Below are 18,156 nucleotides of genomic sequence, written 5' to 3'. Positions count from 1 at the left end.
CAAACCAGCCCGCCGCCCGCCGTGGCAAGTAGCAGCAGCACACCTGCCAAGGCAATGAACTCGTCTGCGCACGCCAACACCGCCGCGCCCACTGCAGCAAGCGCCGCCGAGCCTGCGGCGAATGCTGCAACGCCGCCCAAGAGAGGTACCGCACAGCAAGCGGCGCAGGCCGCGCCTATACCCAACACTGCTTTCCAAGATCTCATGTCATACCCCGTAGCCACATGGGCACATCGCCCACGCTGCAAAGGTAAGGGCTCAAGTTGCTTGAGGGTCAAGGCCCACACCCGCAAGCAGGCCACCATCACCGACCCGCGGGTCCGAAAGCTTGCTGACGGCATCGTCGAGGCGCAGGTTCGCGAGATCGCCGAGATGAAGCAACTCATCGCTGAGTTGAAGGCGCAGCCGTAAGAGGCACCCGCCCCCTGACATTCATTGCTCGGCACGCAGCGCTTGCGCTGCTTCCACCATGTTGCGCAGCGCCGCCATCGTCTCGGGCCAGCCGCGCGTCTTCAAGCCGCAGTCGGGGTTGACCCACAGGTTGCCCCGAGGCACCACGCTGGCCGCCTTGCGCATCAGGCGCACCATCTCGTCGCGCTCGGGCACGCGTGGTGAATGAATGTCGTAGACACCGGGCCCGATCTCGTTGGGGTACTTGAAATCGCCAAAGCCCTTCAGCAGCTCCATGTCGGAGCGGCTGGTCTCTATGGTGATCACGTCGGCGTCCATCGCCGCGATCTCGGGCAGGATGTCGTTGAACTCCGAGTAGCACATGTGGGTGTGAATCTGCGTCTCGTCGCGCACGCCGCTGGCCGAGATGCGGAATGCCCTTGCCGCCCATTGCAGGTAGCCGCTCCACTGTGCGCGGCGCAGCGGCAGCCCCTCGCGTATGGCCGGCTCGTCGATCTGGATGACACCGATGCCGGCGTGCTCCAAGTCGACCACCTCGTCGCGTATGGCCAGTGCAATCTGATCAGCCGTGGTCGCGCGTGGCTGGTCGTCGCGCACGAAAGACCACTGCAAGATGGTGATGGGGCCGGTGAGCATGCCCTTCATCGGCTTCTGGGTGAGGCTTTGCGCATAGACCGTCCAGTCGACTGTCATGGGCTTGGGGCGCGACACGTCACCGAACAGCACGGGCGGCTTCACGCAGCGCGAGCCGTACGACTGCACCCAGCCGTTGGCGGTGAAGGCAAAGCCTTCGAGCTGCTCGCCGAAATACTCGACCATGTCGTTGCGCTCGGCTTCGCCATGCACCAACACATCGAGGCCCAGCTGCTCCTGCTCGCGCACGGCGTGCTCGATCTCTTGCTGCATGGCGGCCTGGTAAGCCTGCGCCGACAGCTCACCGCGTTTGAACGATGCGCGTGCGGCTCGTATCTCGGCGGTCTGTGGAAAGGAGCCGATGGTGGTGGTCGGAAACGCCGGCAGCCTCAGCCGGTCGCGCTGCACGGCCTGTCGGGTGGTGAACACATTGACGCGGTGGTCGACGCCGGCAGGCAGCTTGCCCAAGCGTTGCGCGACAGCAGGGTTTTGCACACGTGGGCTAGACGCTCGCGCCGCCACGGCGGCCCGGGCCACAAACAGCTCGCCCTTCACCGACGACTCGCCCTCGGTCATGGCCAGTTTCAGCACCCGCAGCTCGTCCAGCTTTTCGGTGGCACCCGCCATCCAGCTGCGCAGCTCGGGGTCTAGCGCCTTGTCTTCGGCCAAGCTCAGCGGCACGTGCAGCAGCGAGCACGACGGCGCAATCCACAAGCGGCTGCCGCGCCGCGCGAGCGTTGAGCCCAGGCGTGCCAGGGCGCGGTCGAGGTCGGTGCGCCAGATGTTGCGGCCGTCAATGATGCCCACCGACAGCTCCTTGTGCGGCGGCAGCCAGTCGACCACCGACTGCAGCTCTTGCCCCGCGCGCACGGCGTCGATGTGCAAGCCGGCGACCGGCAGCTTGCAGGCCAGGCTCAGGTGGTCTTCCAGCGGCGAAAAGTAGCTGGCGAGCAAGATGGAAACCGGCGCCACCTTCAACGCGTAGTAAGCACGCTCGAAGGCCAGCGCCCAGGCGCCGGGCAAGTCGACGCCAAGAATGGGCTCGTCTACTTGCACCCACTGCACGCCCGCGGCCGCCAGCTTGGTCAACAGCTCCACATAAACCGGCAGCAGCTTGTCGAGCAACTCCAACCGGTCGAAGCCTTCCACCTTGGCCTTGCCCAGCCAAAGAAAGGTGAGCGGCCCCACCAGCACCGGTTTGACGCTGTGACCCAACGCCTGCGCTTCGGCCACTTCGTCGAGCAAGCGGCTCGACGCCAGGCGAAAGCTCGTCTCGGGGCTGAACTCGGGCACAAGGTAGTGGTAGTTGGTGTCGAACCACTTGGTCATCTCCAGCGCCGGCTTGCCGCCGCCGCCCTGGCCACATGAGCAGGCGTCATCGTGGCGGTGGTCGTCGTGGCGGGGCTCGGCCGCCACGCCGCGGGCGAGGGTGAAGTAGCGCGCCAGCTCGCTCTCGTCAGCGCTGAAGCCGAAGCGCGCCGGCTCGCAGCCCAGCAGCTGAATGTGGTTGGCGATGTGGTCGTAGTACGCAAAGTCGCCCACGGCCACGAAGTCGAGCCCCGCCTCACGCTGCAGCGCCCAGTGGCGGCGGCGCAGGCCGCGGCCGGTTTCTTCCAGCTGCTGCTCGCTCAGCTCGCCGCGCCAATGGCGCTCTAGCGCCATCTTCAGTTCGCGCTGTATGCCCATGCGGGGGAAGCCAAGAATATGAGTTTTGATCATGGTGAAAGCGATTCGTTTGAATTTGACTTTTGATCATCGGGTGCCCCGCCCTATGATTCAAACGAAAAATTCTTGTGATCATCCTGAGCCATTTTCATGATTCAACCTTTTCTGGAGCTGCGCCACCTCAAGACGCTGCTGGCCCTGCGTGAGACGGGCAACCTGTCGCGCGCCGCGCAGTTCTTGAACCTCACGCAGTCAGCGTTGTCGCACCAGCTCAAGGGGCTCGAAGAGCAATACGGCGCGGCACTGTTCGAACGCAAGTCGAGCCCGGTGGTGTTCACTGCACCTGGGCGGCGTCTGCTGCAGCTGGCCGACGAGGTGCTGCCCAAGGTGGCCGAGGCCGACCGTGACGTCACGCGGCTCATCACCGGCGCGGCCGGTGCCTTGCGCATCGCGGTGGAGTGCCACACCTGCTTCGACTGGTTGATGCCGGCGATGGACGCCCTGCGCCAGCGCTGGCCAGAAGTAGAGCTCGACATCGTCTCGGGCTTCCAAGCCGACCCGGTGGGCTTGCTTCATCAAGACCGTGCAGACCTGGCGATCGTGTCTGACTTCGACGCCGATGAAGCCGGTGTCGTGCTGCACCCACTGTTCGAGTTCGAGATCGTGGCGCTGCTGCCCAAGGGTCACGCGTTACTCGACAAGCCGTGGCTACAGGCAGCCGACTTTGCCGACAACACCCTCATCACCTACCCCGTGCCCGACGACATGCTCGACCTGGTGCGGCGCGTGCTCAAGCCGGCCGGCGTGGTGCCTGCGCGGCGCACCACCGAGCTAACGGTGGGCATGCTGCAGCTGGTGGCCAGCGGCCGAGGCTTTGCCGCCCTGCCCTTGTGGGCAGTGGCGGGCTACCTGGAGCGCGGCTACGTGGCCAGCCAACGCATAGGTGAAGACGGCCTCACGGGCCGCCTCTATGCAGTCGTGCCCGAGCGTTTGGCGTCGCGCCCGTATCTGTCTGACTTTGTGCAGGTGATGCGCGAGACTTCTTTGCTGTCGCTGCCGGGGATCACCTTGATGGCGCCGCACGACTCACTGATCTAGCGCTTCACACCAGCGAGACATCAGTGTCCGGTCGCTCGGCGTGCATCAAGGCAACTTTCCAGTCGACCATTCCCCGGCCGCACCTTCGATGAACTGGACATCGCCGATCCAGTTGCGCTGGCGTCGCGCAAGGCGAGAGTCTGTGCCTTCGCCGTCGAAGCTGGCCGATGCATGGCAAAGCAGTGAAGCTTCGACCCCTTCCAGCGCGTGGACGCTGACCACAGCGTAGAGGCGGCCCTCGACGCGGCAGCTGACCACCGGCACCACACCGCAGCGCGCGCACACGTGAAACTCAGCCGTCTTGGTGCCGAAGGTGTAGGTGGACATGAGCGAAGGCTGCTCGATGGCCACCCGCAAGCTGGCTGCCGGGTGCGACGTCCACACCCCGCCATGCTTGACGCAGAACGAGCAGCTGCAAGCACGCGCCGGAATCTCGACCGGCTCGGGCTCCCACGTCAGCGCGAAAGAGACGTTGCCGCAATGGCACTTGCCGTGAATCAACATAGATGCAATCTCCAGTGTGAGTCACAGAGCATGGCAAGACCCTCTTGTGTTTGCGCCTGGAAACACTAGCGCGTCAGCTCGCACCGCGCTGCGCCACCAGCTCCCAGCCCTCACCGCGGCGCACCAGCCAGCCCGCCGTAGGGGGTGCGAAATGCGTGCCCAGCACCAGCACCGGCTTGTCACCGTAGCGCTCTAAAAATGCGCGACGCGTCTTGCGCGCCAGCTCGGGGTCGGAATCGAAACGCGAGCCGATCGCAGGCTCGCAGCACTGGATGGGGTGGTGCATCAAGTCGCCGGTGATCACGGCCTCTTGGCCACGCGAGCTGATGCGCACCGAAACATGCCCTGGCGTGTGTCCCGGCGTGGGCTCGAGGCTCACCTCGTCGGTCACCTGGTGCTCGGACTCGACAAGCGTCGCGAGCCCGGCGTCGATGATCGGGCGCACCGAGTCGGTCATGATCTGCTGGTCGTCTTCGGCCCCTTCCTTCGCCCAATGCTCGTACTCGGTGCGGCCGAAGAGGTAGCGGGCATTCGGAAACGTGGGCACCCAGCGGCCCTCGGCCCAGCGCGTGTTCCAACCCACGTGGTCGACATGCAGGTGGGTGCACAGCACGTGGTCGATGCTGTCGGCCGGGTGGCCGGCTGCTTCCAGGTCTTGCAGGAAGCTGCCCTGCAGCATGTTCCACATCTTCTGCAGGCGAGGCTTGTCGTTGCCGACGCAGGTATCAACCGCAATGCGCTTGCCTTGTGACTCGACGATGAAGCAGTGCACCGAGGCGATCAGCCTGCCCTCATCGGTGGCGAAGTGCGGGCGCATCCAGCGGTGGCTCTGCACGCGCTCGGGGCTGAGGTCGGCGAACAGAAAGTGTGGCGGGCTGGAGCCACTCGACTCGACCACCTTGGTGACTTTCACGTCACCGATCTGCCAGGTTTCCATGTTCAGTTTCCTCAAGGGTGGGCCGCGTTGGGCGCGAAACGCATCAGTGGAAGCCACCCGCTTGCATGGCGGCCAGCGTGTCGCGAATCAGGTGCCCGGCGATTGAGAAGCGCGGTGGAATGTTGGGCAGTGCGTCGAGCGAAAACCACCGCGCATGCTCGATCTCGCCGGCCTGCGGCACGATCTCGCCGCCCGTCCAGCGCGCCGTGAAGGCCACCATCAGGCTGTTTGGAAACGGCCAGCTCTGGCTGCCGTAGTAACGCAGGTCTTGCACGCTCACCGCCACCTCTTCGGCTACCTCGCGGTGCACGCATTCTTCCAGCGATTCGCCAGCTTCGACGAAGCCCGCCAGGGCGCTGTACATGCCCGCCGGGTAATGCGGCGAACGCGCCAGCAGCAGCTCGCCGGGCCGCCACACCAAGGCCATCATGGCGGGGCTCAGCCGCGGGTAGGCGCTGTGTCCGCAGGCCGGGCAAACGCGTGCGCGCTCGCCCGGCTGCAGCGTGGTCTCGGTGGCGCAGACACCGCAAAAGCGATGGGTTCGGTCCCACTCCAACACCTGAGCCGCGCGGCCTGCCAGGGCGCTCACCGGAGGGTCAAGCGACAGCATGGCCGCGCGCAGCGGCATGCGGTGCCAGCCGGGCGGCGGCTCGTCGAGCGCCAGCGCCCAGCAGTCGACGCCGCCAAGCGCGCCAAGGTAGTGGCGGGCCGCGGCGCGCTCCGCCAGCGTGGCCACGACCACCGGCTGCAGCGCGGGCGCGTCGCTGTCGGGCAGCAGCAGCTCGCGCTGCACGAATGCAAAACACCAGGCCAGTGGCGAGGCCGGCTCCGTGGGCCGGCTGGCGGGAATGAAGCGCATGCGAAGGCTCGGGCAGTTGTGAGGGCTTGACATCATCGCCGAAGGCCGCGACCGCCGCAGCGCGGCCTAGGAGCATGCCTACAGCCCGACTGGCACGAGTCTGATTGGAGGCGCGAGCGCTCTCCGTTGAAATGGGTTTTCGCGGCCGACATGGCACCCATGAACCGGCTTTCATCCCAACGCAGCAAGGAATTCGACATGGCTTACGACAAGACTGACAACCTCAATCTCCACGAGCGCGACGCCAATCGCGACCTCATCACGGGCGCGCCCGGGTCGCACCCTGTGGGAACGGGCATCGGTGCCGCCGCAGGTGGCATTGCCGCTGGCGCCGCCATCGGCACCATCGCGGGCCCGCTGGGCACCGTGGTAGGCGCGGCGATAGGCGCCGTAGCAGGTGGCTTGGCGGGCAAGGCAGTGGCAGAGTCGATTGACCCGACGGTAGAAGACGCCTACTGGCAAGAAAACTTCCGCACCCGACCGTATGTGGAAGCCGAGGCAACGTATGACGACTACGGCCCCGCCTACCGCTACGGCGTGGGCACCTACGGCGTCCGCTCAGGCAACACCTTCGACGTAGCCGAGCCAGAGCTGGCAGCGGGCTGGGAGCGTGAAAACCGCGGCTCGCAGCTGGGCTGGGGCACCGCCAAACATGCCGTGCGTGATTCTTGGGAGCGCCTCGGCAACGCGGCTGAGCGTGTGATCCCTGGTGATTCGGACGGTGACGGCCGCTGAAGCCCTCTCAACCGCACACCTGATCGCGACGAGCCTCAGCCTTCGCACCGGCTGCGTTCGCCCTGAACGACCGAAGGTGCGCAGATGCACTGCGCAGCCCTTCGATACCTCTGGGCGAACGGACTCGGCTCAGGGCGAACGGATTCGGCTCATCGCGAACGTAACTCCGTCGACCCGCACCATAGCGTGGACGCTTAGCGCGGCTTTTGCATCACCAACTGGATCTGCCGGAAAAGAAGCAGTGGGCGCAGCGGCTTGGCGCAATGCGCGTCGTAGCCTGAATCGAGCGCCTGAGCGATGTCCTGGCTGCGGCTGAATGCCGTAAGGGCGATAGCGGGAATGTGCCGCGCCACGGAAACCTCTCGCCGGCGAATCTCGGAAATCAGCGCGTACCCATCATTTCCCGGCATGCCGATGTCACTGATCAACAGGTCGGGAACCACGCTGTCCAGAATCTGAAGCGCACCGTCGTAGTCAAAGGCCGAATGCACGATTGCGCCCCGGTCGTTGAGAATCAGCTTCAGCATGGCATTGGCGTCACGGTCGTCATCGACAACCAAAACCTGAAGGCCGTGCACGGCTGTCTCGGCTTCCACCGAGTCGAGCGCACCGGGCGCATTGTCCGCGGCCACTTCCGCCGAGCTCTGCTCTTCGTGGACAGAGGCCGGGAGCCACACGTCGAATGTGGCGCCACGGCCATCACCTTCGCTGGCGGCAGTGATGGTGCCGCCATGTGCTTCGACCAGCTGCTTGGCGATGGAAAGCCCCAGGCCCAACCCGCCGCTGCGGCGGTTGCTGGCGGAATCGTTCTGCGCGAAGCGGTCGAACACGAAAGGCAGGAACTCGGCCGGTATGCCGCGCCCTTGATCGCGCACGCGCAGCGTCAGGCCTCGTTCGTCCTGGGTCAACCTCACCTCGATCGTGCCGCCCTGTGGCGAAAACTTGATGGCGTTGGTCAGCAGGTTCCAGATCACCTGTTGCAGCCGCGAACTGTCTGCCCGAATCGCTCGGTAGGTGGCTTCCACATGAAGGTCGATATGGATCTTCTTGTCTTCGATGCTGACCTGCATGGCACTCATGGCCGACGTGACGGCGTCACCCGGGTCCACCGTCTCGAACGAGAGCGGCAGCTTGCCCAGGTTCAGGCGAGACATGTCCAGCAGGTCGGAAATCATGCGTGCTTGCGCCAGCACATTGCGCTCGATGGCCCGCAGGCCCGCCCGCGTCTTTTCGTCACCGATCTCGCGCCGCTGCAGCACGTGGGTCCAGCCACTGATGGCACTCAAGGGTGTGCGAAGTTCATGCGACAGCACGGCGATGAAATCGTCTTTCATGCGGCTGAGCTGCTCGGCTGCGTTTCGAGCGGCCTGTTCACGCTCGAGCAGCTGCAAGCGTTGCTGTTCCAGCAGGACCCGGCCCGAAATGGCCGTGGCCACGAGCAGAGTGACGCCGGGCTCCACCTGCGGCGAGACGCTGGCCTCGAGGTAGGCCACCTTGCCCTCGGCGCTGACGATCGGAAACTCAAAACTGGTTTCGACGGACGAGACCTGCTGAGTGAAACGATCGACACGTGCCACCCAGTCCAACGGTGCGAATTCGCTCACGCGGCGCCCCCGCACGGCGTCGAAGTCGCCTTCCAGCAAAGCCAGCATGGAGGGGTTGGCATCGATCAAGCGGCCATCCGAGTCGAGAAGCGCGATGCCGCCCGGGGCCTGCGAGTAGATGGCGCGGAACTTGGCCTCGCTGCGGCGCATGGCCTCTTCGGCAATGCGGGTGCGCACCAGCGCCTGCACCGTGGCCACCAGCACCGCCGGCTCCACCGGGTGGGTGAGGTAGGCGTCGGCCCCGCCATCGAGGCCGCGCACCTTGTCCTCGTCGGTCACGAAGGCGGCTGTCAGGTGCAGCACCGGCAGGCGGCTGGTTTGCGGCCGGGAACGCAGGATGCGGCACAGCTCGAACCCGTCCAGATCGGGAAGGTGGATGTCGAGCACCATCGCGGAAATCGACTCGTCCGCGCCTACCAGGCCTTCCTGGCCGGTGGCGGCTTCGCGGGTTCGAAAGCCTGCGGCGCGCAGCACGCGCGACGTTGCATAGCGGCTGGCCGGATCGTCGTCAACGATCAGCAACTCGTGTTCAGACCGGTCGATCGGTCGAAACGCGTGAGTTCCGTCGGTCATGCGTCGCCCTTTTGTTCACCAACAGACTCCACGCGCAGAGGCACGGTCACGGAGAACGTGGAGCCCTGTCCCACTTCGCTTTCGAATGCGACCGTGCCGCCGAGCAACTCGGCCAGGCGTTTGCTCAACGAAAGCCCCAGGCCGGTGCCGCGCAAGCGCTTCTGAATGGGGGAGTCCACCTGTACGAAGTCATGAAAGATGGCATGGTGGAATTGTTTTGCAATGCCGATGCCCGAGTCGGCCACCGAGAAAGTGATTGTGCTGTCGGGGTTGTTCTTGGCGGAAACCCGCACCTCTCCCTTGAGGGTGAATTTCAGTGCATTGGAAATGAAGTTGCGCAGGATCTGCGACAGCTTCTTGTCGTCGGTGTAGAGCGGAGGCGCATCGCCCGGTTCTTCGAAGATGAGCGTGACGTTCGGGTTCGTCAACACCGGCTTGAACATGCCACGCAGCGCCGAGAACAGGTCGACCATCTCGAACCATTCCGCCGAAATCTCGATGCGCCCGGCTTCGACCTTGGCCAGGTCGAGCAGGTCGTCGACCATTTCTGCGAAGTCGGCAGCCGTTGACTGGATGAACTTGACCTGGGTCTCCTGCTCTTCGGTGAGCGGCCCGTCGACGCGGTCGAGAAGCAGCCTGGAAAGGCTGCGGATGGTGGAAACGGGGGTCCGGAACTCGTGGCTCATGTACGCCAGGAAACGGCTCTTGAGCTCGGTGGCTTCTCGCAGCTGCTCGGCCTGCACGTCCAGTTCGGCGTACAGCGCCAGCACGCCATGGTTGGTGGCGTCGAGCTCGACCTGCAAAGATTTCACCTGCTGGCTCTTCTCTTCCAGCATGGCCTGCAGCTCTGCTGGCGTGCTGGTTGTCGTGTCGGGTTGCGTGGCCATCATGCTTGTCTCGGTCAGACGCGTCGAACGACGACGACCGTGGCGTCGTCCTTGCCGCGAATGTGATCGCGAATGAGCCAGGCCGCAACCAGGGCGGCGTCCGACTGCAGCAGCCCGCCCACTTCGGCAAGGCTCCAACGGGTGGTGATGCCATCGGAATGCATGACCAGCAGCGCATGGTCGGGCCACGGGTACGACACGTCGTTGAGGTGGCGAATCTGCATGCCGAGCGTGCCGTGCTGAGACAGCAACGACCGATCGCCGATGCCCGAGATGAGCCGCCCGACGATGTTGCCGACCCCGGAGAACTTGACGGTGCTGTCTGCGACGTTCAGCGTAGCAATGGCAACCGCTGCACCGCGTGTGCTGCGCATACCCTGGTGGGCACGCTCCAGAATCTGGCTCGGCCCGCCTGTGGCTGAACCGAAAATCCGCAAGGCGGCATCCGAGGCCTCGGCTGCATAGGGGCCGTGGCCCAGACCATCGGCCACCATGAGCGAAGCCACCTCATCGTCAGCGTGGAAGTGCCAGCCATCACCGCTGACGGTCTCACCGGGCGCCGCAAGGCAGATTCCGGCCACCTCGAAGACCTGGTTGCTGGGCGCGCTGGGCGCCACACCCGCAGCGTGCTTCGGTGACACCCTGGCAACGATGGCGGTGCCCTGGCCCACCGAAGAGAACACCGAGAAACCGTTCGACAGGCGTTGAACCGCCCCCAGCCCGGAACCGGGGGTGCTTCCGGTGGAATAGCCGTCGCGCAGGCACCTGTCTACGTCGGCCATGCCGGGCCCATGATCGACCGAGATGATCTCGAATGCGGCTTCGCCAGCCAGCCTGCACATGCCGAGAAAGAGACGCCCTTTTGCAGCGTGGCGCACGAGATTGGTTCCAAGCTCGGTGATCACCAGCGCAATGCGGCCGCTGGTCACCTCGTCAAAGCCTATTTCATCGCCGAATCGCGCGGCGGCACGCCGGGCTTCGCCCACTTGGCTGGCCTCAGTGACGGAAAAATTGAGATAAGGCGTCACGCGCTCACTTCCAACGGGCGATGGTCACGCAGGTGCCTTCGCCGACCTTCGTCGTGATGTCGAATTCGTTCACCAGCCGCCTGCTGCCGGACAGCCCCATGCCCATGCCTGCGCCGGAAGTCCACCCATCGGTGAGCGCCTGATCCAGGTCGGGAATGCCCGGCCCCTTGTCTTCGAAGGCCAGCTGCAGCCGCGAGCGCAGCCCTTGCGTGGTGATCTCCCAGCGCATTTCGCCGCCGCCGCCATAGACGATGGTGTTTCGAGACAGCTCACTGGCAGCGGTGATCATTTTGGTCTGGTCGACCAACGAGAACTTCAGCTGCTGGGCCAGCTTGCGCACCAGCTGCCGGCTCATCACGATGTCGTGCTCGACGCGCAGCGCCATGGAGCCGCTAAGAGGCTCATCCAAGGTCGCCCTCCTCGTCTGAGGATTTCAGCAAGGCCATGCCTCGCTCCACGTTGAGCGCCGTGCGCACGCCCGTCAGCGAGAGACCCAGCTCGACCAGCGTGATGGCAACGGCGGGCTGCATCCCGACGACCACGGTGGTAGCACCGAGCACGCCCGTGATGCTAGAGATGTTGGCCAGCATGCGACCGATGAACGAGTCGACGATCTCCAGGGCCGAGATGTCGATCAGCACGCCCCTGGCGCCGGTGGATTCGATCAGTATCGAAAGGTCTTCCTGGAGTGCGAGGGCCACCTGGTCTTGCAGGTCGACCTGAATGGTGACGAGCAAGAATTTGCCCATCCGGAGAATCGGGATGCGGTCCATGGCAACCCCGGCTCAGAGCTTGGGCCGAGTGACGACGTACCCTGCCTTCTTCATGGCAAGAGACAGGGCATCGGCGAGCGTGGCCTTGGTGACGATGCCTTGCAGGTCGATGCCCAGGTGCACGATGGTCTGCGCGATCTGAGGGCGCACGCCGCTGATGATGCAGTCCGCACCCATCAGGCGAATCGCCGTAACAGTCTTCAGCAGATGCTGGGCAACCAGTGTGTCCACGGTCGGCACGCCGGTGATGTCGATGATGGCCAACTCGGATCCGGTGTCGACGATGCGCTGGAGCAGCGACTCCATCACCAGCTGCGTGCGGCTGCTGTCCAGCGTGCCGATCATCGGCACCGCCAGCACCCCATCCCAGAGCTTGATCACGGGGGTCGACAACTCCAGCAGCTCTTCTTGCTGCCGCTTGATGACTTCTTCGCGCGAGCGTTGGTAGGTCGTCGCTGTCCACTGCGCCAGCTTGTCGATCAGCGTCGACAGGCCCCAGATGGCACTGAACAGGCGCTCGGGGTCGCTCCCCAAGCTGCGCTGCAGGCCGGTGAAGAGAGGCTTCTTCACGGCGAGCACGAAGTGGCTGGTTTCGCCCGCCGTGGCGCCCTGGGCGGCTCTCGATTGGGACAGCACTTCAAGCACGCTGCGCAGCGGCTCCCAGGCGGCATGCTCGAAGTTCGCCATGTCGACGTCGGCGCGCACGCCTCGCTCGAACGCGTCCAGCAGTTTCCTGGCTTCGCCCTGCATCGCGGCGGCGGTGGCGGCGCTGTTGCGACCCGTGGACGTCACCTCGGACAACCATTCGTTCACTACCTCGTCTTTGTGGGCTGCCAACAGTTTTTCGATCGCGCTGTTTTCTGGTTTCATGGGTGTCCTCTGAGGGCCTTTTTGAGAATGGACGAAGGCGAATGGCCGGCAACCCCAAACTGGCTGGAGCAGCGGCGGTCAGGATATCAGGGCGCATGACGCATTCGTGCTCAAGCGCAGACACAAGCGCAGGCACAAGCGCGACGAGACCATGCGGACCACGGGTTCAACTGACGGGCTTCTTTTGCGCAAGCAATTTTTACCGGTCAGCGGTGTCCCACAAGGAGCTTCAACGAACCTTCGAAGAACGCCTGGCGACGCAGGTGGCCGTGCCGTCGTTCCCATTCGCCGCTTTCGAGATCGTGCTGGAGGAGGCTCGTGAAACGGTCGACCACTGCCGCGTCGACGAAGCTCCACGCCGAGCACGCCTGGCGCACTGCCGGGTCGAGCAGGCGCTCCGGGCGGCCGTAGTAGGCCTCGCCGAAACCATCGGTGCAGGCGAGCGGAATGGGCACGGGCATCACCTCGACCTGCTGGCCGATGGCCTGCGCGATGGTGGCGATGCGGGGGTAGCGTCGAGCTTCCACCTCGATGGCTTCAGGCGCGTACTCGGCCAGCCAGAAGCGGCTGAGTTCGTCGGGGTCGCAGGTCATCAGCAGCATCGGGCCGCGCGTCACGCGGCGCATTTCGGCCAGGCCGGCCTGCAGGTTCGACCACTGGTGCACCGAGAAGGTGGCCATGCTCGCATCGAAACTGTCGTCGTCGAAGGGCAGCTGCTCGGCCACCGCGTCGATGGCGACCGGCAGATGCGCCGACCGCTGCGCACGCATGGACGCCGAGGGCTCCACCGCGGTGACGGCGCGATCAACCGGCTCGTAAGAGCCCGCGCCCGCACCCACGTTGAGCACCGTCTTCGCATTGCCGAGGGCCTGGCGTATGAGCTCGGCGATCTCGGGCTCGGGCTTTCGGTACTGGGCGTAGCCCGCGCCGATGACGCCGTAGTTGGCGTCGCCAGCACTGCCGTCTTGGTGTCTTGCCGCCATGCGCTTGTGCTCCTGTCCCGTGCTCGATTCATCTTAAGCGCCGCATTTCTTACGGCACGTCCAGAGCCGGCCGACAAGCAACGGGTGATTGAATAGCCCTTTGTTTTCAACATCCACTTGGATGGTATTAGGATGGTGACATGCCAGCCCGAAGCGCCACCCTGTCCCCCAAGCTCAAGTCGGTCGACGAGAAGATCACCATCAACCTCGGTTGCGTCGATCTGGGCCAGATCGACCTGCTGGTGCAAGAAGGTTTCTATTCGAATCGCACCGACCTGATTCGCACCGCCATACGCCGCCAGCTCGCCACCCACGTTGACGTGGTGCAGCAGGTGGTGGCGCGCAAGACCCTGGTGCTGGGCATACACCACTACACCGCCGAAGCATTGCTTGCCCTCAAGGCAGCGGGCGAAAAACTCGACATACGCGTGCTTGGGCTCGCCTCCATCGCCCCCGACGTAACGCCAGCTTTGGCGCTCGCCACCATCCAATCGCTTACCGTGCTCGGCGCTCTGCACGCCAGCGCGGCCGTGAAAACTGCGCTCGCTTCGCGCATCCACTGAGGAACCCATGAAACCTGACTACCTGCAACTGATGCGCGATGCCACGCGGCTCACGCAAGGCGGCGACCTGCACGCCGCCACGGCCGCCATCCAGGCCGCCTTGCGCTCGGGCGGGCTGCCGCAGACGAAGCCGCCGGCCTCTCATCAGGCCGACGTGATCGACGTAGAGGCCAGAGAAGTACCCACACCCACACCCACACCAGCGGCCGCGGCCGCGGCCCAGCCCGTGCAGGAATCGCCCCAAGGCCGCTTCGTGGCCGGCAGCTTGCTGGAGGCCAGCCACCGTCACGACTACAAGCTCTACCTGCCTGCCACCGCAGGGGGCGAGGCCTTGCCGCTGGTGGTGATGCTTCACGGCTGCACCCAGCACCCAGATGACTTCGCGGCCGGCACGCGCATGAACGAGCTGGCCGAGGCGCAGGGCTTCTTCGTGCTCTACCCGGCGCAAGCGCAAAAGGCGAACCCGCAGCGCTGCTGGAACTGGTTCAAGCACAGCCATCAGCAGCGTGGCCGCGGCGAGCCGGCATGGCTTGCGGCCATGACGCGCGACGTGATGGCCCGCCATGCCATAGACCCGGCACGCGTGTTTGTAGCCGGCCTTTCGGCGGGCGGCGCCATGGCCGCCGTGCTGGGCGAGGCCTATCCCGAGCTGTATGCCGCCGTCGGCGTTCATTCGGGCCTGGCGGCAGGTGCTGCCGCCGATCTGCCGGCCGCACTGGCCGCGATGAAAAGCGGCGCGGCACACCCGCGCAGCAGCGCAAGCGGGGTGCCCACCATCGTGTTCCATGGCGATGCCGATGCCACCGTGCATGCCACCAATGGCGAGCAGGTGATCGCAGCCAGCGTCGGCGGGCTCGCCTCAGTAGAGCAGCAAGAACTCAAAGGCACAGGCCGAGCATCGACCCGCCGCGTGCACCGAGATGCCAGCGGCCGCGTGCTTGCGGAGCACTGGCTGGTGCACGGCGCACCGCACGCGTGGTCGGGCGGCAGCCCCAAGGGCTCGTACACCGATGCCCGCGGGCCCAATGCCAGTGCCGAGATGATTCGCTTCTTCAGCGAGCACCCGAGACGCTGAGCCGAGTTGACAGCACAGGCAAATCAAACCGAAATGGCAAGCAGCCCAACGGCGCACGGCTTCACATTTTTATCAATGAGCGCACACCGCTTTGCGCCGTGCGCTCATTGCGGACGGGGCCAAATCACCGCGGTGGTGATAGGCCCTTCAAGGGAAGGTGAAGGTCGTGCCAGTCGAGCCGGTGCTGGTCAGGTCGATGTTGGCGGTCTTGACCGCCGAGCCCGAGCTTGCCGATAGCGTGTAGGCCCCTGTTGCAGCCGCTGGGTCGGCAGTGAAAGTCAGTGAGGCAGCATTCGCCACGAAGCCTGTCTTGACTGCGGCACCACTCGGTACCGAATAGGAAAATACACCCGTGCTGCCATCCACCGGCGCACCCGCCACTACCACGTTGGGGCCGCCTGTGTATTTCTTGATGACGTCAACGCTGGCGTCGATGAGTGCAATGCCGGTGACCACGGTGCCTGAGGCGGTGCGCATCGCTGACAGCGGGGGATCGATGAGCGCCGTGCTGGCATTCACGTAGGTGTAGCCGGTATCGACAACCGGAACGCCGGTGATGGTGGCGGTGACGCGGCCTTGCGCATTGACAACCAGGTCATAGGTTCCAACGGGCACCGGGTAGAGGACAAACCTGCCCGTGTTGTCTGGCGGCGTTGATTTGATCACCACACCATTCATTTGCAGCGAGACACTGGCCGAAGATGCAGCTACTGCGGGTGCGACGTATCCCACCACGCGTAAGCCTGCGTCTGAAAGCCGCGGCAAAACGCTGATCACGGGCTTCAGGTTGTATCTGCCCGAATTGCCCAGCTTGACCACCGACTTGCAAACGTCGAAGTCCAGTACGAAGTCGGCGACCTTGTTCGGCGCGACATCGATGTCGACATTCATTTTCAAGCCGGTTTGGGAACCGCTGGGCGTTGACAGTGCGGTTTCGGTGCCACCGCTTGGGGTGATGGCATTGGCCAGCGGGTTGCTCGCATCGTTAGGCGCCAGCAACAGCCGCATCTGGGTGTATTTGCCTGTGGGCAACGCGGTCTGCCCCAGATCTTCCAGCAGCCCGTTCGTGAGCGTCAGCAGATCAATCCGCCGCGGTGGATTCAGGGCCACTTCTGACCAGCCTGCATCGGCATCGCCAGCAAGGCTGCTTTTGTGAACGCGAACCTTTTGGACGGTGACATTGGCGTGGTCATACCCGCACGCGGGCGCGTCGGTCAGCGCCAAACGCAAAGTGCCTGAGTCACTCTCGCCACCATTGCTGCCACCGCAGGCCGCAAGGACAGCCGCGGTGCTGAAGGCTGCGACGCAGGCGTATCTGGACAAGTTATTCATGAAAACCTCGTAAATGTGCGAAATGCACATTTAGCGAGTTTGCCTCAAATTTACCTGGCCCACCCTCTTCGCCATGCGGGGAGGCTGGGTTCTTTTCAAATTGCCAGAAACATGGCTATGCGGTGTGACTGGTGCGGATCGGAGTGCTCGATTGCAGGCCCGGTCGACATCAGTGGTGTCATGGACCGTTTCGATTTTTTGGGGGGCGTATGCCCGCCGCCCCGCAGCTCAAATCACCCGCAGAGGCGGTGGGCGAAGCCGTTGTGCGGGGACCGGGGGGCGCTCACAGACGGTGCCGTCACGCAGATTGAACGAAGCCTCGCCGAACCATTCCAGGTCGACAGGGTCGTGCGTGATCATCACCGCGGGAATGTCGATGCGCTTGAGCAGCTCGTCGAGCTCGTGGCGCATGCGGTCGCGCAGCTCGGGGTCTAGCGCTGAAAAAGGCTCGTCAAGCAAGAGCGCACGTGGCGAGTTGACGAGTGCGCGCGCCAGTGCGGTGCGCTGGCGCTGGCCGCCCGACAGCTCGCCGGGCCGTTGCGAGGCCACGTTGCTGAGCTCGAACGATTGCAGCCAGCGGTCGACCGCCTCGCCGCCTGCGCTTGCAGAAGGGTTGCGCAGGCCGTCTTGCAAACCGAAGGCGATGTTCTGTCGCACGCTCAGCTGCGGAAACAGCGCGTAGTCTTGAAACAGGTAGCCAAAGCGACGGCAACGCGCCGGCACATGGATGCCGGCGGAGCCGTCGTAAAGCACCTCGCTGCCGAAGCCAATGCGCCCGGCATCGGGCTTCAGCAAGCCGGCCATGGCTTGTAGCGTGAGGCTCTTGCCAGCACCCGACGGCCCGTAAATCACCGTGCGCCGCGCATCGCTGCGAAAGCGCACCTGCAAGCCGAAATGGCGCTGCCCGCTGCTCACGGTCTTGGTGATGTCAACGTCGAAGCTCATGGCATCAATGCGCCAGGCGACCCGGCAGCAATCGCCCTGCTGACAGCAGCACCACGATGCAGGTGATGGAGGTGATGAGCACCAGAAAGTTGGCCTGCGAGTCTTGCCCCGCCTGCACCGCTTCGTACACCGCCACCGACAGCGTCTGCGTGCGCCCTGGGATGCTGCCTGCCACCATCAGCGTGGCGCCGAACTCGCCGAGCGCGCGCGCAAAGGCCAGCAGCACCCCGGCCAGAACGCCACGCCAGGCCATGGGCAAGGTCACGCGGAAGAACACCGCCCACTCGCCCAGGCCGAGCACGCGAGCGGCTTTTTCCAGCTGCGGGTCGACGCCTTCAAACGCCGCCCGCGCCGCTTTCAGCACCATCGGAAAGGCCACGATGGTGGCCGCGATCACTGCGCCCTGCCAGGTGAAGATGAGGTTGATGCCGAAAGTCTCGTACAGCCACGCACCCAACCAACCGCGCTTGCCGATGAGCACCAGCAGGTAGTAGCCCAGCACGGTGGGCGGCATGACCATCGGCAGGGTCAGCGCGGCATCGAGCAGTTCGCGGCCGGGGAAGCGCAAGCGCGCCATCGCGAAGCCGGCGCCGGCGCCCAGCACGAGATTGACCGCCGTCGCCCATCCGGCGACCTTCAGCGTCAGCAGCAGCGGGATCCAGGCGCCCTGCACGGTTGCGC

The 18,156-nt window shown here is 64.8% G+C and carries 19 protein-coding genes; 5 read left to right on the top strand and 14 right to left on the bottom strand.

Annotated elements, in window-relative coordinates; translation table 11 throughout:
* Positions 1–267 precede the first annotated feature (267 nt).
* The gene (locus AC30QB_RS06160; RefSeq protein WP_489545309.1) at positions 268–411 is read left to right on the top strand and encodes a hypothetical protein; all 144 of its coding nucleotides are present in this window, start codon (positions 268–270) and stop codon (positions 409–411) included.
* 21 nt (positions 412–432) lie between these two features.
* Here the strand turns inward: AC30QB_RS06160 and metE are convergent, their stop codons facing one another.
* Complete coding sequence (metE, locus tag AC30QB_RS06155; protein ID WP_489545308.1) at positions 433–2,763, bottom strand: 5-methyltetrahydropteroyltriglutamate--homocysteine S-methyltransferase; 2,331 nt, start codon at positions 2,761–2,763, stop codon at positions 433–435.
* 96 nt (positions 2,764–2,859) lie between these two features.
* Here metE and AC30QB_RS06150 point away from each other — a divergent pair, with 96 nt between their 5' ends.
* Positions 2,860–3,807, top strand: a complete 948-nt coding sequence (locus tag AC30QB_RS06150; RefSeq protein WP_489545307.1) for a LysR family transcriptional regulator — start codon at positions 2,860–2,862, stop codon at positions 3,805–3,807.
* Between the two features lie 45 nt (positions 3,808–3,852).
* On the opposite strand, the gene AC30QB_RS06145 is transcribed toward AC30QB_RS06150, so the two are convergent.
* The 3 genes from AC30QB_RS06145 to nudC all read right to left on the bottom strand — a co-directional run bounded on the left by AC30QB_RS06145 (position 3,853) and on the right by nudC (position 6,107).
* On the bottom strand, positions 3,853–4,311 hold the full coding sequence (locus AC30QB_RS06145; RefSeq protein ID WP_489545306.1) for a GFA family protein: 459 nt from the start codon (positions 4,309–4,311) through the stop codon (positions 3,853–3,855).
* Between the two features lie 73 nt (positions 4,312–4,384).
* The gene (locus tag AC30QB_RS06140; RefSeq protein ID WP_489545305.1) at positions 4,385–5,248 is read right to left on the bottom strand and encodes an MBL fold metallo-hydrolase; all 864 of its coding nucleotides are present in this window, start codon (positions 5,246–5,248) and stop codon (positions 4,385–4,387) included.
* Between the two features lie 43 nt (positions 5,249–5,291).
* Positions 5,292–6,107 (bottom strand): NAD(+) diphosphatase, encoded by an 816-nt coding sequence (gene nudC / locus AC30QB_RS06135; RefSeq protein ID WP_489545304.1) that lies wholly within the window; start codon positions 6,105–6,107, stop codon positions 5,292–5,294.
* Between the two features lie 159 nt (positions 6,108–6,266).
* On the opposite strand from nudC, the gene AC30QB_RS06130 reads away from it, so the two are divergent.
* Complete coding sequence (locus tag AC30QB_RS06130) at positions 6,267–6,842, top strand: hypothetical protein (protein WP_489545303.1); 576 nt, start codon at positions 6,267–6,269, stop codon at positions 6,840–6,842.
* 194 nt (positions 6,843–7,036) lie between these two features.
* Here the strand turns inward: AC30QB_RS06130 and AC30QB_RS06125 are convergent, their stop codons facing one another.
* From AC30QB_RS06125 to AC30QB_RS06095, 7 genes are all read right to left on the bottom strand, one after another.
* The gene (locus AC30QB_RS06125; protein ID WP_489545302.1) at positions 7,037–9,019 is read right to left on the bottom strand and encodes a hybrid sensor histidine kinase/response regulator; all 1,983 of its coding nucleotides are present in this window, start codon (positions 9,017–9,019) and stop codon (positions 7,037–7,039) included.
* Positions 9,016–9,909 (bottom strand): sensor histidine kinase, encoded by an 894-nt coding sequence (locus AC30QB_RS06120; protein WP_489545301.1) that lies wholly within the window; start codon positions 9,907–9,909, stop codon positions 9,016–9,018. Before AC30QB_RS06120 ends, AC30QB_RS06125 begins: the two co-directional genes overlap by 4 nt.
* An 11-nt stretch (positions 9,910–9,920) precedes the next feature.
* Positions 9,921–10,934 (bottom strand): ATP-binding SpoIIE family protein phosphatase, encoded by a 1,014-nt coding sequence (locus AC30QB_RS06115; protein WP_489545300.1) that lies wholly within the window; start codon positions 10,932–10,934, stop codon positions 9,921–9,923.
* Positions 10,935–10,938: 4 nt separating this feature from the next.
* Positions 10,939–11,319, bottom strand: a complete 381-nt coding sequence (locus AC30QB_RS06110; RefSeq protein ID WP_489545350.1) for an anti-sigma regulatory factor — start codon at positions 11,317–11,319, stop codon at positions 10,939–10,941.
* A gap of 16 nt (positions 11,320–11,335) precedes the next feature.
* Positions 11,336–11,707 (bottom strand): STAS domain-containing protein, encoded by a 372-nt coding sequence (locus AC30QB_RS06105; protein WP_489545299.1) that lies wholly within the window; start codon positions 11,705–11,707, stop codon positions 11,336–11,338.
* Positions 11,708–11,719: 12 nt separating this feature from the next.
* Positions 11,720–12,577, bottom strand: coding sequence for an STAS domain-containing protein (locus AC30QB_RS06100; protein ID WP_489545298.1), 858 nt, complete (start codon positions 12,575–12,577; stop codon positions 11,720–11,722).
* A gap of 206 nt (positions 12,578–12,783) precedes the next feature.
* Positions 12,784–13,560, bottom strand: a complete 777-nt coding sequence (locus tag AC30QB_RS06095; RefSeq protein WP_489545297.1) for a class I SAM-dependent methyltransferase — start codon at positions 13,558–13,560, stop codon at positions 12,784–12,786.
* 140 nt (positions 13,561–13,700) lie between these two features.
* Between AC30QB_RS06095 and AC30QB_RS06090 the strand changes: the two genes are divergently transcribed.
* The gene (locus AC30QB_RS06090; protein WP_489545296.1) at positions 13,701–14,123 is read left to right on the top strand and encodes a CopG family transcriptional regulator; all 423 of its coding nucleotides are present in this window, start codon (positions 13,701–13,703) and stop codon (positions 14,121–14,123) included.
* Positions 14,124–14,130: 7 nt separating this feature from the next.
* Entirely contained in the window at positions 14,131–15,198 is a 1,068-nt protein-coding gene (locus AC30QB_RS06085; protein ID WP_489545295.1) for an extracellular catalytic domain type 1 short-chain-length polyhydroxyalkanoate depolymerase, read from the top strand.
* Between the two features lie 147 nt (positions 15,199–15,345).
* Here AC30QB_RS06085 and AC30QB_RS06080 read toward each other — a convergent pair whose 3' ends face one another.
* From AC30QB_RS06080 to modB, 3 genes are all read right to left on the bottom strand, one after another.
* A complete protein-coding gene (locus AC30QB_RS06080) occupies positions 15,346–16,530 on the bottom strand; it encodes a DUF4382 domain-containing protein (protein WP_489545294.1) in 1,185 nt (394 codons plus the stop codon).
* Positions 16,531–16,758: 228 nt separating this feature from the next.
* The gene (locus tag AC30QB_RS06075; protein WP_489545293.1) at positions 16,759–17,475 is read right to left on the bottom strand and encodes an ABC transporter ATP-binding protein; all 717 of its coding nucleotides are present in this window, start codon (positions 17,473–17,475) and stop codon (positions 16,759–16,761) included.
* Between the two features lie 4 nt (positions 17,476–17,479).
* Positions 17,480–18,148: a molybdate ABC transporter permease subunit gene (gene modB / locus AC30QB_RS06070; protein WP_489545349.1), complete on the bottom strand. Its 669-nt coding sequence runs from the start codon at positions 18,146–18,148 to the stop codon at positions 17,480–17,482.
* Positions 18,149–18,156: the final 8 nt, after the last annotated feature.

Origin of the sequence: Rhizobacter sp., from assembly GCF_046595475.1 — a bacterium.
Classification (GTDB): Bacteria; Pseudomonadota; Gammaproteobacteria; order Burkholderiales; family Burkholderiaceae_C; genus Rhizobacter.
The sequence above is the reverse complement of the archived record's forward strand: the minus strand, read 5'-3'. Positions and strand labels throughout refer to the sequence as shown.

Excerpts from the sequence above, each read along its gene's own strand:
- AC30QB_RS06120 (WP_489545301.1), bottom strand. The coding sequence starts at position 9,909 with ATGATGGCCACGCAACCCGACACGACAACCAGCACGCCAGCAGAGCTG.
- AC30QB_RS06105 (WP_489545299.1), bottom strand. The coding sequence starts at position 11,707 with ATGGACCGCATCCCGATTCTCCGGATGGGCAAATTCTTGCTCGTCACC.
- AC30QB_RS06100 (WP_489545298.1), bottom strand. The coding sequence starts at position 12,577 with ATGAAACCAGAAAACAGCGCGATCGAAAAACTGTTGGCAGCCCACAAA.
- AC30QB_RS06125 (WP_489545302.1), bottom strand. The coding sequence starts at position 9,019 with ATGACCGACGGAACTCACGCGTTTCGACCGATCGACCGGTCTGAACAC.
- nudC (WP_489545304.1), bottom strand. The coding sequence starts at position 6,107 with ATGCGCTTCATTCCCGCCAGCCGGCCCACGGAGCCGGCCTCGCCACTG.
- AC30QB_RS06085 (WP_489545295.1), top strand. The coding sequence starts at position 14,131 with ATGAAACCTGACTACCTGCAACTGATGCGCGATGCCACGCGGCTCACG.
- AC30QB_RS06130 (WP_489545303.1), top strand. The coding sequence starts at position 6,267 with ATGAACCGGCTTTCATCCCAACGCAGCAAGGAATTCGACATGGCTTAC.
- metE (WP_489545308.1), bottom strand. The coding sequence starts at position 2,763 with ATGATCAAAACTCATATTCTTGGCTTCCCCCGCATGGGCATACAGCGC.
- AC30QB_RS06150 (WP_489545307.1), top strand. The coding sequence starts at position 2,860 with ATGATTCAACCTTTTCTGGAGCTGCGCCACCTCAAGACGCTGCTGGCC.
- AC30QB_RS06075 (WP_489545293.1), bottom strand. The coding sequence starts at position 17,475 with ATGAGCTTCGACGTTGACATCACCAAGACCGTGAGCAGCGGGCAGCGC.
- AC30QB_RS06080 (WP_489545294.1), bottom strand. The coding sequence starts at position 16,530 with ATGAATAACTTGTCCAGATACGCCTGCGTCGCAGCCTTCAGCACCGCG.
- AC30QB_RS06095 (WP_489545297.1), bottom strand. The coding sequence starts at position 13,560 with ATGGCGGCAAGACACCAAGACGGCAGTGCTGGCGACGCCAACTACGGC.
- AC30QB_RS06145 (WP_489545306.1), bottom strand. The coding sequence starts at position 4,311 with ATGTTGATTCACGGCAAGTGCCATTGCGGCAACGTCTCTTTCGCGCTG.
- AC30QB_RS06110 (WP_489545350.1), bottom strand. The coding sequence starts at position 11,319 with ATGGCGCTGCGCGTCGAGCACGACATCGTGATGAGCCGGCAGCTGGTG.
- AC30QB_RS06140 (WP_489545305.1), bottom strand. The coding sequence starts at position 5,248 with ATGGAAACCTGGCAGATCGGTGACGTGAAAGTCACCAAGGTGGTCGAG.
- AC30QB_RS06090 (WP_489545296.1), top strand. The coding sequence starts at position 13,701 with ATGCCAGCCCGAAGCGCCACCCTGTCCCCCAAGCTCAAGTCGGTCGAC.